The sequence below is a fragment of the Zhihengliuella halotolerans genome (assembly GCF_004217565.1).
GTDB classification, from domain to species: Bacteria; Actinomycetota; Actinomycetes; order Actinomycetales; family Micrococcaceae; genus Zhihengliuella; species Zhihengliuella halotolerans.
Map to the genome: position 1 here is coordinate 2,790,891 of NZ_SHLA01000001.1, position 12,860 is coordinate 2,803,750.

Sequence of the window (12,860 nt, forward strand, 5' to 3'; positions counted from 1 at the left end):
GGGACCATCAGAAAAATGTGACGTAGGTGACACCCCTGATGTCGTTCTTCCCAATTGAACTGTCACGTCCACGGGACGCGGGGCCGGCCGCCTCTACCAGCGCGGGTGGATGGAGGCGCGCAGCTCGCGGTCGTAAAGCTCGCGCACGGCGGCGTCGAACGAGTCCGGCAGCTCCAGCGCCCCTGCCGCCGCGTTGGCGCGCGCCTGTTCGGCGTTGCGCGCACCGGGGATGATCGAGGAGATCTCCGGGCGCGACGCGAGCCAGGCCAGGGCGGCCTGCGCGGCCGTCGCCTTCGGTGCGGCCCCGCGGGCCAGCTCCGTGAACTGCGCTGCCGCGCGCACCCCGGTGGCGTAGTCGACGCCGGAGAACGTCTCTCCGACGTCGAACGCGGAGCCGTCGCGGTTGTAGTTGCGGTGGTCGTTGGCCGCGAACTCGGTGTCGAGCGAGTAGCGGCCGGTCAGAAGGCCCGAGGCCAGGGGGACGCGCGCGATGATGCCGACGCCCGCGGCAGCCGCGGCCGGGAGCACCTCCTCGACCGGCTTGAGGCGGAACGCGTTCACGATGATCTGCACGGTCGAGACGTTCGGGCGCGCGATTGCGGTCAGCGCCTCCTCGGCGGTCTCGACGGATACGCCGTAGTTCGCGATGCGCCCCTCCTCGACCATCGTGTCCAGGGCGTCGTAGACGGCGTCGTCGGAGTAGACCGACGTCGGCGGGCAGTGCAGCTGAACGAGGTCGAGGGTGTCAACGCCGAGGTTCGACCGCGAGCGGTCGTTCCAGGCGCGGAAGGCGTCCAAGGTGTAGTTCTCGTGCAGCTGCTCGACGCGGCGACCCATCTTGGTGGCCACCGTGACGGAGGCGCCCGGGTTGGCCTTCAGCCAGCGGCCGATCAGCGCTTCGCTGCGCCCGTCGCCGTACACGTCGGCCGTGTCGAAGAAGGTGACGCCGGAGTCGTACGCGGCGTCGAGGACGGCGAGCGCGTCTTCTTCCTTCACGTCGCCCCAGTCCGCGCCGAGTTGCCAGGTGCCGAGCCCGATCACGGAGACGTCGAATCCAGTGCGTCCGAGAGTTCGTTTCATCATGTTCCCAACCTACTCCCGGGCCGGCCGGACCGCAGCCGCCGACACAATCTCCCGCCACGCTCTAGGCCGTGCGACCGGATTCAACGTGGTTCGATTTCGACGACGTCCGACCCACAGGTCAGGATCAGCAGCTCACCCTCGCCCGTCAGCTGACACTCTCCACTCCCGACATTCGGCGGACTTCCGAGTTCCGAGCCCTGCCGAGTCCGCTCGTAGTGGAAGGCGTCATACTCCGTGTGGATCGTCGCGCCGGGATCGCGCATCCCCGCGACCGTGACGAGGACGGAGCGGCCGTCTTCCGCTTCGAATCGCGTACAGCCGCCGATCCCGGAGACGTAGAGGAGTCCCGGAACGGCCACCGCAAGGAATATGTACAGCGCAACGGCCAGTCCGACCAAGCTCGCGACGCCGATGGCGACCCAGCGCCACGGTCGCCTGGTGATGCGCCCAATGAGCGACCAAGCGAGGAACGTCAGCCCTGCAGAAGCACAAGCCGCGCTGAGCAGGAGAAGCCATCCACCGACGACCTCTTGAGAGAGACCGGCAAAGTAGAACTGGACGTCTTTCCCGCCGGTCCGCCGATCAAGATACTCATCCCAGCCCCTAACCGCCCACCAGTGGGCCAACCGCGCAGTGGCCACCAGCACCGCACCCCAGACCTCGCGCTTCGTCGGGCAAAGGCGGCGCCACCCCTGGCGCTTCGGCGCGGCGTCCCCCACCACCGTTGAGTTGGTCATTTACTCACGGTATCGGAAAGGCTCCGAACACGAGGCAGCGGGTCAGTACAGGAAGATCGGCAGCCACTCCCGGTTGTGGGCGTGCACCAGCGCCAGGAACAGGACGAAGTCGAAGATCAGATGCACCGAGACGACGTAGGTCAGCGACTTGGTCAGTTTGAAGGTGTATCCCTGCAGCAGAGCGAACGGGAACGTCATGAGCGGGCCCCACGCCTGGTAGCCGATTTCCCAGAGGAAGGACGAGAAGATCACGGCCTGCAGGATGTTGGCCGTCCAGTCGGGAAAGTGTCGCCGTAGCAGGGCAAAGGTGGTGCAGACGAAGAACAGCTCATCCCAGATACCGACGGCGTTGACCCCGAGGAACAGCCGCCAGAAGATTACGGGATCGGACGCGTCAGGCCAGTTCTGGTAGACCCCGGTACTGAGCAGATATACCGGCAGGACCAGATAGGCGAGGCCGACGATGCCGATCAGGTAGAGCTTCGCGGACAGCGGCCACTTGCGGCCTGTGTTCACGGGAAACTTGATGATGTCCTCGCGATAGACGTACCGCGAGACGAGCCACGGCAGCAGAACGGCCAGCGTGAGTGCGCCTCCCATGAGCGTCATGTGTTGCAGGCTCAGGTCGGCATGCAGCGGGACGAGACTGACGATGAACAATCCACCCGCGATCAACACCAGATCTCTGAAGAAAGCGCGATCGACGGCGGCCGCGACCACCACCCCGCCGACAAGCAGGGTGTAGCCGACGAGATCGTTTCCGACGGCGAAGATCAGCACTGCAGAAGCAGCGACGAGGGACGCCGGGATCAGTTTGTGGCTCTGAACGGTGCGCTCAGGCTCGGCCAGTGTGGTCGTCATGTGACAAGAATGTCAGGAGCGTCGTCACGACGGAACATTTTGCCGAAACTGCCATACTGGGCGCATGACGGTCCGATTCGAATGCACCACGCAGACGAGCATGCCTGCGGCGCAGCTTTTCGACCTCTCCCGAAGCATCGACGCCCACACCGACTCGATGGCGGAATCGCGCGAACAGGCCGTCGCCGGCACCACCACCGGTCTCATCGGGCTCGGCGAGGAGGTCACCTGGCGCGCCTGGCACTTCGGGGTCCCGATCCGCATGACCAGCCGCATCACCGCCATGGACGCACCCCGTTCATTCGTGGACGAGCAGGTCAGGGGCCCGTTCCGGAGCTTCCGGCACGTGCACGAGTTCACCGAAAGTCCCGCCGGCACCACCATGGTGGACCGGATCGAGTTCGCTGCCCCCTTGGGCGCCCTGGGCCGCCTGGCGGAGAAGCTCGTGCTCGCCCGTTACCTCGAGAAGCTCATCACGACGCGGAATCGGTACCTCGTCAAGGACAACCCGCGCGGATAACTCTTCGCCCGCGAACAGCGAGCGGAGCGTTGCCTGCTTGTCCCTCGAAGGCCACACGTCATTCACCTTCGGCTCCTAGCGTCGCCTGCATGGAACATGACGAAACTCGCCAGAATCACTCCTCCGCGCCCAGCGTCGGACGCCGCAGCGTACTCGCCGGCGCCGGCGTCGCAACCGTCGCCGGCCTCGTCGGCGCGGCAGCAGCCGCCCCGGCCGCCGCGTCTCCCGGCGCCAAGCCAAACGCCGCGATGCCGGTGAAGTTCGGTGCCGACGGCCGGCTGCGGATCGTCCAGTTCAACGACACGCAGGACACCCACCTGACAGACAAACGCACCATCGAGCTGATCGAGAAGACACTCGACGCCGAGAAGCCGGGCTTCGTGGTGATCAACGGCGATGTCATCAACGGCGGACCGCCCACCGCTACGCAGGTCAAGCAGGCCTACAACAACATCCTCGCCCCGATCGAGGAGCGCGGGATCAAGTTCGCGATCACGTTCGGCAACCACGACGAGGACTCGCTCGGCAACAACACGGGGATGACCGAGCAGAAGCTCGTGGACTGGATGCACGACGCGTACGAGCACAATCTGAACCCCGCCGTCGACCCGAAACTCACGGGGCACTCGAACGGGCAGATCCTGTTCAAGTCGTCGAAGACCAACAAGCCGGCCTTCGGCGTCTGGCTGCTTGACTCCAACCGCTACGCACCCGGCACCATCGGCGGTCAGAGCCGCGACGGGCTGAAGAACTACGACTGGATCCACTCCGACCAGGTCCAGTGGTACCGCGAGACATCAATCGCCACAGAGAAGCGGTTCGGCCGCAAGATCCCCTCGCTCGCCTACTTCCACATCCCGCTCTGGGAGCACCACCACATGTGGTTCGGCAGCCAGTTCGGCTCCGACGATGCCACGCACGCCGCCGCCGCGAAGCTGCACGGGATCGTCGGCGAGAAGAACGAGGACGTGTACGTCGGCGCCTGGAATTCCGGCCTGTTCGCGGCCATGCAGGAGCGCGGTGACGTCCGCGGCGCCTACGTCGGCCACGACCACATCAACACGTACATGGGTGACTACTTCGGGATCGAGCTCGGATACGGCCCGGGGACCGGCTACGGTGCCTACGGGCTCTCGGGGGCGCAGCAGCACCGCCTGCGCGGCGCCCGAGTGTTCGAGCTCGACGAGAATGTCGACGGGGTCTACACCGGCACGCGCACCGTGTTTGCGTCCGACCTCGGCATCGACACGACGCCGGGCAACCAGCGGATCAGCGAGCCCGCCCCGCTGCCCTGACCGACCGGGCTTCGGGCCGCGCGGTCGTCGTCGTCGGGCTAGGCGCGGCGCGCGCTGATGAGGCGTCCCGCCCCGGCGAGCACGACGACGCCGGCCGCCACCGCGACCACGGTCGGCAGGAGCATGAGGTGCGTAGGCATCGCGATGATGAACGCAGCCGCCGCGACCGATGCCGAGGCGCCGAGCGCCACGAAGAGATCCTTGAGTTTGAAGGCCCAGATCAGCAGGGCAATCGCGAAGGACCACGTGAACGTGGAGTTCCCGTTGATCTCGACGAAGGAGATCACCAGCGCGATGATCACCTGCAAAACAGCGATGCCCGCGAGATCCTTGCGGGCGCGGACCACGAGGAACACGGCGGCCGCGACGAGCAGGTTCACGGCCAGCTGGATCATCGTGAGGTCCAAGCTGAATCCACCGGCGAGGGCGCCGAGCGGCAGCGCGTTCGCGAAAGCCGCGGCGGTCAGCGCCCAGGTCGCGGCGAGCCCGGCAGCGAAGACGAGCAGGATCCGGCCGGCATAGGTCGCGTCGGATACGAGGTGGTCCGGTGCGGAAAATTCGTCGTTCGCCATGACGTCCAGCCTACTGGGAGCACCCGAAGGTGCAGTTCTCCCCGCACACGCCCTCGAGTCAGCGGCGCCGGGCGGCCTGGAAACGGATGATCCGCTCGACGGCCTCGAGCACGTCCGCCTGCGACGCGGCGAAGCTCAGGCGGACTGCCTGCCGGCCGCGTTCGTCGTCGAAGTCCGAACCCGGGGTGAGCGCGACCCCCTCTGCCTCCAACAGGGCCGTGCAGTACTCCGCCGAATCGGCGAATCCGGCCATTTGCTCGCCCAGTTCCGCGTAGAGGTAGAACGCCCCGTCGGCGGGCGCGGACTCGCCCCAGCCCAGCTCGGGCAGGCGCGCGAGCAGCGCCTCGCGGGTCGCGGCGAACTCGGCAACGAACCGCTCGCCGGCCGCGTAGGACTCCTCGCTGAACGCCGCGACGGCTGCCATCTGCGCGGGCGCCGGCGGGCACAGGGCCACATTGGACGCCAGTGCGTCGACGGCGCCGATCAGACTGTCCGGCACGAGCGCCCAGCCGAGACGCCAGCCGGTCATTCCCCAGTACTTGGAGAAGCTGGAGATGACGATCGTCTCCCGGTCCAGCTCCCACGAGCACACGCCCGCCGGGTCGGCCGCGCCCGGCTCCGGGTAGGTGATGCCGTGGTAGATCTCGTCGCTGACCAGGCGCGCGTCGTTGGTCCGGCACCAGTCGGCGAGCGCCGTCAGCTCGGCCCGGTCCAACATCGTGCCGGTCGGATTGGCGGGCGAGGCCAGCACGACGCCGGCGAGCGGTCCGTGCGCCTCGGCCGCGGCGTCGAGCAGCTCGGGGGTGGGCTGGTAGCGGGTCTCGTGCCCGCACGCGATCTCCACGACCTCGATCCCCAGTGCTTTGAGGATGTTCCGGTACGCGGGGTAGCCGGGCTTGGCGAGCGCGACCCGGTCCCCCGGGTTGAACGCCGTCAGGAAGAGGAGGGTGAACGCGCCCGAGGAGCCGGTGGTCACGGCGACGTTGCGCGGGTCGACGTCGAGGCCGTACCAGCGGCGGTAGTGCCCGGCGATGGCCTCGCGCAGGGAGGCGATGCCGAGTGCGGGCGTGTAGGTCAGCGGGACCCCGGACCCGTGGATCGCGGCCGCCGCCTCGGAGACCGGGGCCGGAGCGCCGCCGGAGGGTTCGCCCGCGCACAGCGAGATCACGTCGCGGCCGGACGCGCGCAGCTCGGCGACCCGTGCGAGGACCTCCATCACCTTGAATCCGGGGACCTGCGAACGGCTGGACGGGGGCTGCGGCACGGACTCTCCTGACGGACGGCGGGTGGGGCGCACGACGACGGCGCGGGGCCGGCGTCGTGCCTCACCTCAGAATTTCACACCCCGCCGCTCCCGCCCAGCGGAGCCGCGGAGCGGCCTCTCAGACGGCAGCCTCCAGCGCGAAGAAGATGAAGGAGACGAAACGGCGCCGGCCGCCGAGCTCGTTCCGCACCAGGTCCTCCGGGATGTCGGCTGAGACAGGGGGTTCGCCGATGGAGACGATCCTGAAGCCCGCCGCGGCGAAGGCCTCGGTCATCGCGTACAGCGGACGATGCCAGGTGTTCAGAACGGCCTCGCGGCCGGCGAGCTCGACCTCCATCGGCCACTCCACGATCGGGAAGTAGCCCCCGCCGGTGCTCAAGTGGAACGCGAAGGGATGGTTGACCGAGAGCAGGAGCCGGCCGCCGGGCTTGAGGACCCGGCGCAGCTCCGCCAGCGGCGGGCCCCAGTCGCGGAGGTAGTGCAGGACAAGGGAGGAGACGACGTCGTCGAATTCGCCGTCTCCGTAGGGCAGCGGCTCGCCCAGAGCGGCAACGCGCAGGTCCGCGTCCGGCCCCAGCCGCCGGCGGGCCAGCTCGATCATGGCCGCGCTCGCGTCGAACCCGGCCATCTCCGCTCCCCGCGCGCGCAGGGCTTCGGACGACGGCCCCGCGCCGCAGCCCGCATCGAGGATGTGCCGGCCGGCGACGTCGCCCGCGAGCTCGAGCATGGCGGGCCGCTCGTAGTAGGCGTTGAGAATGCTCGCCTCGTTCTCGGCGGCGTAGGCTTCCGCGAAGGCGTCGTAGTGGGCGGTCATGGGACTCCTCGGCGGTAGTGAACTCTCGAGCCATGTCTAGCACGCGCTTCCGTGAGAACGCGCCGCCCGCCCTCAGCCGAGGGACGCGAGGAGGTCGGCGCAGGCCTGTTCGCACCGGCGGCACTCCTCGGAGCACGTGCCGCAGCTGACCCGGCAGGCGTCGAGGACCGCGCGCACGACTGCCTCGTTCTCACCCGTCTGACGGGTCAGGATGCTGCCGGTGGCCGTGCAGACGTCTGCGCAGTCGGCGTCCCTGCGGATGCACCCGGTCAGCTGCGCGACCGTGTCCTCGGCCAGGCACGCGTCCGCGCAGGCGGTGCAGGTCTGGGCGCACGCGAAGCAGGCCTCGACGCACTCGGCCAGCTTCTGCTGATCCAGAGCCGGACCGGCCGCCGGGTGGGTCTCGAGCATGGACGTGATGTGGTGTGGCATGGATCCGCTCCTTCTCTCCGGCCGCGGAATCCGCGGACGGCATTCTGCCTGGCAGACTGAAGCACAACCGGCCCAGCAGAAAGAAGGCACCCATGCCCAAGGCAGTGACCCTCATTCGTTCACGCTCGCTCTCCGACGCCGCCGAGTACGCGTACGCCGCCACGGCCCCCGCGGATGCGCGGCTCGTCTTCCTCGCCGGCGCCTGTCCGCTCAACGCCGACGGCACGACGGCGGGCGTCGGCGACTACGCGGTGCAGGCTGCGAAGTGCATCGAGAACATGACCACGGCCCTGGCCGAGGCGGGGGCGACCCTGGAGAACGTCATCAGCACCCGCGTGCTTGTCGCCTCAAGCCGGCAGGCGGACCTGGTCGCCGCGTGGGAGGTCGTCCGCGACTCGTTCGGCGACCACGACGCACCCAGCACCCTGCTCGGCGTCACCGTGCTCGGCTACGACCATCAGCTCGTGGAGATCGAGGCGGTCGCGGCCATCTGCGACTGAGCCGCCGAGTGCAGGTCAGTGCGGACCATCGTCCCGCAGCCGGAGCAGGTCTGATTCTTCTTCTGCAGTGAGGCCTGCGCGCCGCGGACGGAGCGGACCTCGCGCGATTTCGTCGTCGAGCGCGCGCTGCAACGTCTCCGCAATCGGCCGAACGCGACCGCCAGCTTCCAGGAACGCCGTGTTGTCGCGCTGCGCGAATCCAGCATCAGCGACCGGCAGCCACAGCGGCAACGAACGGGGGCCGGCCCAGTAGTGCACGTCGTGGCGCAGCAACCATTCATCGGAGACCGACCGAAATTCGCCGTCGTACCCTGAAACCGCTGCCGCTGACGTCAGAAACTCAGCTAACGGAACGCTCGAACCGGTCACATTGAAAACGCCAGCCCGCCCTTCGAGGCCCGTGGTGGAGACCCACTCTGCGAGATCACCAACGTCGATCACCTGAACGTACCGGCGTGCGGTCTGAGGAATCAGGACCGGGCCACCGCGATGAAGCCGTGCCACCCAGTAACCGAATCGATCCGAAGGATCGCCGGGCCCGACGATCAAGCCTGCCCGCGCCACCGCCAGCCGGTCTCCGAGCCGCGCCGACGACGCTCGCTCAGCTGCCACTTTCGCTTGCCCGTAGTCCGACAGGTCTCGAGGTTCGAGCACCTCAGCGGTTTCGTTCGCGCCGGGCTCATCGTTTCGGCGGTATACGGACATCGTGGAAATCAACGTCCAGTGACGTGCACGGTCAGCCAATGCTTCTAGCGCCGGTTCGACCAGGTCAGACTGGTAGGAGAGTTCGACGACGTGGTCCCAGTCGCCACTCAAGGCGTCATAGGCTCCCGGATCCCGGCGGTCCGCGCGAACCAGTCGAGCACCGGCAGGCGGCACCCCGGATTCACCGCGGGCGAGGCAGACAACTTCCGCGCCCGTTCGCAGCGCGTTCAGCGCGATCGCGCGGCCCAACCAACCGGTCCCACCCAGCACCAAGACTCTTCTCATGACGCCAGTCAACGCTGATGCGGCCTCTGGATCCTAGGGATTTCGCTGCGGGCGGCAGGAGCGGCCGGACGGAATGGCTCAGGCGGCGTGAACGAGTTGTGCCGAGCGATCCCACAACTGTGCGGCGAGGACGGGATCAACACTGTCCGGGTTGATCCTGCCCGGCAGCTGCCGCGACTCGTAGTACTCCCCCGGTTCGAACGTCTGCCCGGGGGCGCCTGTCGCCAACCAGAGCAGGTCCGCCGCCGCTTTCTCAGGCGTGATGGTCAACAGGCGCTTGAGCGGTCCGTGGTAGACGCGGCGCATGAAGTGAGTGGTGTCGGCGGCGAAACTGGTGCCGACGATGCCCGGATGGAAGGAGACCGCGGAGATCCCCGCATCCCCATGCCGCTGCTGCAACTCGCGGGTGAAGAGGATGTTGGCGAGTTTGGCGTTGCCGTACGCGGTCTGCGGCCGGTAGTCGTCGGCGTTCTGCAGGTCGTCGATGTCGAATCTGGCGAACACGCGTGCCGCCCGGCTCGACGTCTGGATGACGGTCGCGTCGCTTGCGGTCAGCACCGGCAGCAGTAGGTTGGTCAGCAGGAAAGGCGCCAGATGATTGACCTGGAACGTCTTCTCGTGGCCGTCCACCGTGAGCTCGCGCTGCCCCATGATCCCTCCGGCATTGTTGGCCAGCACGTCGATGCGCGCATGATCCGCGCTCAGTCCCGCGGCGAGTCGCCGCACCTGCCCCAGGTCTGCGAAGTCGGCGAGATAGTACGGTGCGTCGATCCGGGCCGCCACCTCCGCCGTCCGTTCCGGCGAGCGCCCCACGACCACGACGCGGTGCCCTTGCGCCGCGAGCTGCTTGGCCGCAGCCGCGCCCAGGCCATCACTCGCGCCGGTCAGCACCACCGTCTTCACATCTACTCCCGTCCCTGGCCCTGACGCGCGGCCGATCACTTGCGGTTCGCTTCGTCGGCGGCCGCCTTGACGACGTCGTACGCGTCGAGGGCCGCCTGCCGGGAGGCGCGCAGGTCCACCAGCGGCTCCGGCAGGAGCTCACCGCCCGTCACGTACTCGGGCGCCCAGCGGCCGATGTACTGGTGCTGCGGGTCGAACTTCTTCGCCTGCGTCTCCGGGTTGAAGATCCGGAAATACGGGGCGGCATCCGCGCCCGAGCCGGCGACCCACTGCCAGTTGAACGGGTTGCTCGCCTCGTCGGCATCCACCAGCGTGTCCCAGAACCAGCGCTCCCCGTGCCGCCAGTCGATCATCAGGTTCTTGACCAGATAGGACGCGACCACCATGCGCACCCGGTTGTGCATCGTCCCGGACTCCCAGAGTTCACGCATGCCGGCGTCCACGAGCGGCACCCCCGTGCGGCCCTGCTGCCAGAACCGCAGGTGCTCCTCGTTGAGCTCGGGCCACGGGAACGCGTCGAAGCGCGCGTTGAGATTGTCCTCGGCCAACGCCGGGAAGTGGAAGAGCGTGTGCCAGGCGAACTCGCGCCAGCCGATCTCGGAGAGGAACCCGCCGACGTTCCGCCCCGAGCCGATCGCCTCCCGCCACACGGTGTGCGGACTGATCTCGCCCCACCGCAAGTGCGGGGACAGGAGCGAGGTGGAGCCGCCGGCCGGTTCGTCGCGGGCGCGGTCGTAGGCGTCGACGTCGTCCGCCAAGAACTCGCTGAGCCGCCGCCGGGCGGCCGGCTCGCCGGGCTCCCACGTCTCGCGCAACCCGGACGCCCAGTCCGGCGCGGTGGGCAGCAGACCCCAATCCGCTAGGTCATCCGTGTCCGGGTACGACGCCGGTGCCGGCACCTCGCGCGGTTCGGGCAGCGGGGCGCGGGGCGGCGGTTCCGCGAGGCACGCCTTCCAGAATGGCGTGAACACCTTGTAGTGGCCGCCCTGGCCGGTGGTGACGGTCCAGGGCTCGAACAGCAGGCTGCCCGCGTAGGAGTGAGCCTCGACGCCGGCCCCGCGCAAGGTCACCTTGACGGCGGCGTCGACCCGGCGCTCCGGCCCGCCGTAGCGCCGGTTCCACACCACGGCCGACGCGTCGACCGCGTCCGCGACCTCCGGCACGACGACGCCGGCCGGGCCGCGGCGCAGAATCAGCTCCGACCCATGCTCGCGCAGGCGCTCTCCCAGCGAGGCCAGCGAGTGGTGCAGCCACCATTTCGCCGCCCCGCCGAGCGTCCGGATACCCGGCGACTCCTCGTCGAGCACGTAGAGGCACACCACGGGCTCGCCCCGGTCGAGGGCGGCGCGCAGGGCGGGATGGTCGGCGAGCCGGAGATCGTCACGGAACCAGACGAGGGTGGTCATGACCCCATCGTAGATGCGGTGTCCGGCACGCCAGCGGACCCGCCGCGCCCTCGGCGGTGCTTGCGTCGGGGCCCGGGGCGGGGGAACCTGAGACATGGCTATCGAACGCTCTTTCGTCGTCGACTCACCCGTCGACGAGGTCTTCACGTGGTTCTCGCGCCCCGGCGCCTTCCAGCGCCTGGCACCACCGTTCCAGCCCGCCACGATCAGGCGCGAGTCCACCTCCCTCAAGGACGGGACGGCGGAACTCGCCCTGCCGGGCGGCATGCGGTGGGTTTCCAGGCACGACCCGGCGGGCTTCGCCGAGGGCCGCCGGTTTGTGGACGAGTCAGTGAGCGCGGGGGCCCGATCAGCCCTCGCCGGGCGCGTGCCGTGGCGGCACACCCACGAGTTCGAGGCGGTGGGCGAGGACCGCACGCGGGTGATCGACCGGATCGAAACGCCCGTCCCGGCCCGGTTCCTCGACTCGATGCTGACCTACCGGCACCGCCAGCTTGCCGGCGATCTCGCGGCGCACCGCCGCGCCGACGACGCCGGTCTGGGCCGCCTCACCGTGGCCGTCTCCGGCGCCTCCGGCCTGGTCGGGTCCGCGCTGACGGCGTTCCTCACGACGGGCGGGCACCGCGTGATCCGCCTCGTCCGCGGCGAACCCAACGGTCCGGACGAGCGCCGCTGGGACACAGCCGCCCCTGCCCCCGACCTGCTCGACGGGTGCGACGCCGTCGTGCATCTGGCCGGGGCCTCGATCGCCGGCCGCTTCACCACCGAGCACAAGCGGGCCATCCGCGACAGCCGGATCGAACCGACCCGGAAGCTCGCCGAACTCGCCGCGGCGAGCGGCATCTCGACGTTCGTGTGCGCCTCGGCGATCGGCTTCTACGGCGCGGACCGCGGCGAGGAGATGCTGACCGAGGACAGCGACGGGCCCGACGAGGCGGACTTCCTCGCCGACGTCGTCGCCGACTGGGAGGCGGCAGCGCACTCGGTGGCTGACCGCACGGACGCACGGCAGATGCGCGTCGTCAACATCCGGACCGGGATCGTCCAGTCCCCTGCCGGCGGCACCCTGGCGCTGCTCAAGCCGCTCTTCGCGGCGGGGCTGGGCGGGCGGCTCGGGCACGGGCAGCAGTGGACGTCCTGGATCGGGCTCGACGATCTAGTGGACGTGTACCACCGGGCGCTGTGGGATGCGGACCTGACCGGTCCGGTCAACGCTACGGCTCCCGGCCCGGTGCGCAATGCCGAGTACACGCGCGTGCTCGCCCACGTGCTGAGGCGGCCGGCGCTCGTGCCGGTCCCCCGTCTGGGGCCGGCTCTGATCCTGGGCGAGGAGGGCGCAGACGAGCTCGCCATGGCCTGCCAGCACGTCGCGCCGCTCACGCTTCGCGAGGCCGGGCATCCCTTCCGGCACCCTGACCTGGAGCCGGCGCTGCGGCACCTGCTCGGCAGGACCTCGGACCCAGTCGACGACTAGACTGCAGGG

General features: G+C 69.0%; 14 protein-coding genes. 4 read left to right on the plus strand and 10 right to left on the minus strand.

Annotation, left to right across the window (positions count from 1 at the left end; genetic code table 11):
- Positions 1 to 93 precede the first annotated feature (93 nt).
- The 3 genes from EV380_RS12750 to EV380_RS12760 form a co-directional block, all read right to left on the minus strand.
- The gene (locus EV380_RS12750) at positions 94 to 1,083 is read right to left on the minus strand and encodes an aldo/keto reductase (protein ID WP_130451468.1); all 990 of its coding nucleotides are present in this window, start codon (positions 1,081 to 1,083) and stop codon (positions 94 to 96) included.
- A gap of 80 nt (positions 1,084 to 1,163) precedes the next feature.
- A complete protein-coding gene (locus EV380_RS12755; RefSeq protein ID WP_130451469.1) occupies positions 1,164 to 1,820 on the minus strand; it encodes a G protein-coupled receptor family protein in 657 nt (218 codons plus the stop codon).
- 42 nt (positions 1,821 to 1,862) lie between these two features.
- Entirely contained in the window at positions 1,863 to 2,681 is an 819-nt protein-coding gene (locus tag EV380_RS12760) for a CPBP family intramembrane glutamic endopeptidase (protein WP_130451470.1), read from the minus strand.
- Positions 2,682 to 2,745: 64 nt separating this feature from the next.
- On the opposite strand from EV380_RS12760, the gene EV380_RS12765 reads away from it, so the two are divergent.
- Positions 2,746 to 3,201, plus strand: a complete 456-nt coding sequence (locus tag EV380_RS12765; RefSeq protein ID WP_102159743.1) for an SRPBCC family protein — start codon at positions 2,746 to 2,748, stop codon at positions 3,199 to 3,201.
- 89 nt (positions 3,202 to 3,290) lie between these two features.
- The gene (locus tag EV380_RS12770) at positions 3,291 to 4,496 is read left to right on the plus strand and encodes a metallophosphoesterase family protein (protein ID WP_130451471.1); all 1,206 of its coding nucleotides are present in this window, start codon (positions 3,291 to 3,293) and stop codon (positions 4,494 to 4,496) included.
- Between the two features lie 38 nt (positions 4,497 to 4,534).
- Here EV380_RS12770 and EV380_RS12775 read toward each other — a convergent pair whose 3' ends face one another.
- From EV380_RS12775 to EV380_RS12790, 4 genes are all read right to left on the minus strand, one after another.
- Positions 4,535 to 5,068, minus strand: coding sequence for a hypothetical protein (locus EV380_RS12775; protein ID WP_130451472.1), 534 nt, complete (start codon positions 5,066 to 5,068; stop codon positions 4,535 to 4,537).
- A 58-nt stretch (positions 5,069 to 5,126) separates the two neighbouring features.
- Complete coding sequence (locus EV380_RS12780) at positions 5,127 to 6,284, minus strand: aminotransferase class I/II-fold pyridoxal phosphate-dependent enzyme (RefSeq protein ID WP_130452229.1); 1,158 nt, start codon at positions 6,282 to 6,284, stop codon at positions 5,127 to 5,129.
- 166 nt (positions 6,285 to 6,450) lie between these two features.
- Positions 6,451 to 7,146 (minus strand): class I SAM-dependent methyltransferase, encoded by a 696-nt coding sequence (locus EV380_RS12785; protein WP_130451473.1) that lies wholly within the window; start codon positions 7,144 to 7,146, stop codon positions 6,451 to 6,453.
- 72 nt (positions 7,147 to 7,218) lie between these two features.
- A complete protein-coding gene (locus EV380_RS12790; RefSeq protein WP_130451474.1) occupies positions 7,219 to 7,578 on the minus strand; it encodes a four-helix bundle copper-binding protein in 360 nt (119 codons plus the stop codon).
- A 92-nt stretch (positions 7,579 to 7,670) separates the two neighbouring features.
- On the opposite strand from EV380_RS12790, the gene EV380_RS12795 reads away from it, so the two are divergent.
- The gene (locus EV380_RS12795; RefSeq protein ID WP_130451475.1) at positions 7,671 to 8,078 is read left to right on the plus strand and encodes a RidA family protein; all 408 of its coding nucleotides are present in this window, start codon (positions 7,671 to 7,673) and stop codon (positions 8,076 to 8,078) included.
- Between the two features lie 15 nt (positions 8,079 to 8,093).
- Here EV380_RS12795 and EV380_RS12800 read toward each other — a convergent pair whose 3' ends face one another.
- From EV380_RS12800 to EV380_RS12810, 3 genes are all read right to left on the minus strand, one after another.
- A complete protein-coding gene (locus EV380_RS12800) occupies positions 8,094 to 9,068 on the minus strand; it encodes an NAD-dependent epimerase/dehydratase family protein (RefSeq protein WP_130451476.1) in 975 nt (324 codons plus the stop codon).
- 78 nt (positions 9,069 to 9,146) lie between these two features.
- The gene (locus EV380_RS12805) at positions 9,147 to 9,971 is read right to left on the minus strand and encodes an SDR family NAD(P)-dependent oxidoreductase (protein ID WP_130451477.1); all 825 of its coding nucleotides are present in this window, start codon (positions 9,969 to 9,971) and stop codon (positions 9,147 to 9,149) included.
- 35 nt (positions 9,972 to 10,006) lie between these two features.
- Positions 10,007 to 11,377 carry a cryptochrome/photolyase family protein gene (locus EV380_RS12810; RefSeq protein ID WP_130451478.1) on the minus strand — a complete coding sequence of 457 codons (1,371 nt, stop codon included), beginning with the start codon at positions 11,375 to 11,377 and terminating at the stop codon, positions 10,007 to 10,009.
- A 94-nt stretch (positions 11,378 to 11,471) separates the two neighbouring features.
- Between EV380_RS12810 and EV380_RS12815 the strand changes: the two genes are divergently transcribed.
- A complete protein-coding gene (locus EV380_RS12815) occupies positions 11,472 to 12,851 on the plus strand; it encodes a TIGR01777 family oxidoreductase (protein ID WP_130451479.1) in 1,380 nt (459 codons plus the stop codon).
- The last annotated feature ends 9 nt before the right edge of the window (positions 12,852 to 12,860 follow it).

What these genes read in the sequence shown, in the direction of transcription:
- EV380_RS12800 (WP_130451476.1), bottom strand. Translation starts at nt 9,068, where the DNA reads ATGAGAAGAGTCTTGGTGCTGGGTGGGACCGGTTGGTTGGGCCGCGCG.
- EV380_RS12755 (WP_130451469.1), bottom strand. Translation starts at nt 1,820, where the DNA reads ATGACCAACTCAACGGTGGTGGGGGACGCCGCGCCGAAGCGCCAGGGG.
- EV380_RS12750 (WP_130451468.1), bottom strand. Translation starts at nt 1,083, where the DNA reads ATGATGAAACGAACTCTCGGACGCACTGGATTCGACGTCTCCGTGATC.
- EV380_RS12775 (WP_130451472.1), bottom strand. Translation starts at nt 5,068, where the DNA reads ATGGCGAACGACGAATTTTCCGCACCGGACCACCTCGTATCCGACGCG.
- EV380_RS12785 (WP_130451473.1), bottom strand. Translation starts at nt 7,146, where the DNA reads ATGACCGCCCACTACGACGCCTTCGCGGAAGCCTACGCCGCCGAGAAC.
- EV380_RS12770 (WP_130451471.1), top strand. Translation starts at nt 3,291, where the DNA reads ATGGAACATGACGAAACTCGCCAGAATCACTCCTCCGCGCCCAGCGTC.
- EV380_RS12795 (WP_130451475.1), top strand. Translation starts at nt 7,671, where the DNA reads ATGCCCAAGGCAGTGACCCTCATTCGTTCACGCTCGCTCTCCGACGCC.
- EV380_RS12815 (WP_130451479.1), top strand. Translation starts at nt 11,472, where the DNA reads ATGGCTATCGAACGCTCTTTCGTCGTCGACTCACCCGTCGACGAGGTC.
- EV380_RS12790 (WP_130451474.1), bottom strand. Translation starts at nt 7,578, where the DNA reads ATGCCACACCACATCACGTCCATGCTCGAGACCCACCCGGCGGCCGGT.
- EV380_RS12810 (WP_130451478.1), bottom strand. Translation starts at nt 11,377, where the DNA reads ATGACCACCCTCGTCTGGTTCCGTGACGATCTCCGGCTCGCCGACCAT.
- EV380_RS12780 (WP_130452229.1), bottom strand. Translation starts at nt 6,284, where the DNA reads ATGGAGGTCCTCGCACGGGTCGCCGAGCTGCGCGCGTCCGGCCGCGAC.
- EV380_RS12760 (WP_130451470.1), bottom strand. Translation starts at nt 2,681, where the DNA reads ATGACGACCACACTGGCCGAGCCTGAGCGCACCGTTCAGAGCCACAAA.
- EV380_RS12765 (WP_102159743.1), top strand. Translation starts at nt 2,746, where the DNA reads ATGACGGTCCGATTCGAATGCACCACGCAGACGAGCATGCCTGCGGCG.